The organism is Paenisporosarcina sp. TG20, assembly GCF_000286315.1.
Taxonomy (GTDB): domain Bacteria; phylum Bacillota; class Bacilli; order Bacillales_A; family Planococcaceae; genus Paenisporosarcina.
In genome coordinates this window covers 1-1,892 of sequence record NZ_ALJG01000080.1, presented here as the reverse complement: position 1 = coordinate 1,892, position 1,892 = coordinate 1, and the positions used below count along the sequence as shown (strand labels likewise).

At 44.0% G+C, this 1,892-nt stretch carries 1 protein-coding gene; it reads right to left on the bottom strand.

Going from position 1 to position 1,892, the window contains the following annotated elements:
- Nucleotides 1–75 precede the first annotated feature (75 nt).
- Entirely contained in the window at nucleotides 76–1,338 is a 1,263-nt protein-coding gene (ltrA, locus tag B371_RS0100535) for a group II intron reverse transcriptase/maturase (RefSeq protein WP_019412407.1), read from the bottom strand.
- Nucleotides 1,339–1,892 lie beyond the last annotated feature (554 nt).

The following is a 1,892-nucleotide window of genomic DNA, read 5'->3' as shown; positions in this document are numbered from 1 at the left end:
AATCGAGTAGGAGGGAGTGATTAACTCCCGACCTCTCACACCACCATACGTACCGATCGGTATATGGCGGTTCAATTAAGATGTTTGACGCAATGTTTCGTAACGATATGATAGACTTTTGAGCCCTTGGGAACTCCAGTAGGAGTTTCCAAGGGTTGTGTGTAGTATTGGACTTTTGGATATTCTCCAGTAGCTTTTACGGGAGTTGCCCCACTCGTAAGCCTTTCCTCTCGGAGCGCCTAATCCAGTGAGTTTTCTCACCTTGGTTTTTGGTAATTTCCATTCTTTCCACATACACATTCGGAGCCTTCTTCTAATCCACGAATCGTAGTTCCTAAATACGCTTGGTGTATCTGCCAATGCGTAGTAACCGCACCACCCCACGAGGTATTGATTTAGTTTCTTTATCCGATACTTCATAGGATAAGGTTTCTTCCTTGAAGTAATTTCGCGGATTTTGTTTTTCATTCGTTTCACACTTTCATTGGCAATCCGAACCTTAGGTTCTTTATGAGAGGTGAAACTGAATCCAAGAAACTTCCTCTTCCAAGGGCGGTCTACAGCGGACTTCCTTAGATTAACTTTCAACTTTAGCTTTCCTTCAATAAATGAAGTGACAGAATCCATGACTCGATTTCCTGCTTTCTTTGTTTTCACATAGATGTTGCAGTCATCAGCGTATCGAACAAATTTGTGACCTCTTTCTTCCAATTCCTTGTCAAGTTCATCAAGTACAATATTAGAAAGTAGTGGACTTAGTGGGCCACCCTGCGGCGCCCCCTCTTCACTAGCTTTTACGAGGCCATTTATCATGATTCCTGATTTCAGATAGCTACGGATTAGCTTAAGTAGACGTTTGTCTTTAATTCGTTTTGCAAGCGTTCCCATGAGCCTGTCATGATTCACTTTGTCAAAGAATTGCTCTAAGTCTATGTCTACTACCCAACGACGACCTTCTTGTATATAACCTTTCGCCTCATTCACTGCACCGTGGGCGCTTCGTTTTGGGCGGAACCCATAACTATGGTTTGAAAACTCAGGGTCATACAGAGGAGTTAATACTTGGGCAATAGCTTGTTGAATGAATCGGTCTGTCACAGTAGGTATTCCTAATAAGCGCACTCCACCATCAGATTTCGGAATTTCGACTCTGCGGACTGGTTGCGGTGTATAGCTTCCCTTAAGGAGTTCCATTTTCATGGATTCCCAGTTATCAATTATATGCTGGCGTAGGTTTTGTACAGGCATTTCATCGATACCATGGCTTCCGTTATTACTTACCACTCTTTTCAGAGCGGAAAGCATGTTTTCATGTGACAGTATACGTTCCATCAACATTCGTTACGCCTCTTTCCGTGAACAACTTAACTTCTTATGCCAATTCTGCTCCACCATCTCGAGGTCCCCCATGGGATTCACCACTTCCTCCCTCGAGCATGCCTTATCGGTTGTCTGTGTTCTTGCAGTTTACTGAATGCCAAGAAGTTGTTCTCTCTCAATTGTTCAGCCCTTCCCATTTGTCTCGAGACAAATGGTACTATGACTTCTGCTGACTTCTGATTGTTCAACTAGCCATCACTGGCTAGGTTACCAAGAGTACTTGGCTTATCAATCAGACCTCCCCAGGTAAGAACGTAATCTTTCCCTCCATCTATCTGCCTCATTTACTACATACGACCTTCGACAGAAAGGGCTTTGTTTTGTTATGCAAACTCACCCAATCGCACATAGCCTTATATGAGATTCGTGTTCCTCAGACCGGAGGTTTGCCGCTCGCTTCCTTCAGATTCCACGTCACCATGGACACCCTTGCGTTAAGCTAACTGTTACTTCTGTCTTCACAGTTCGGGACTTTCACCCTATAGATTACGCCCATGCTGGGCGCACATAAA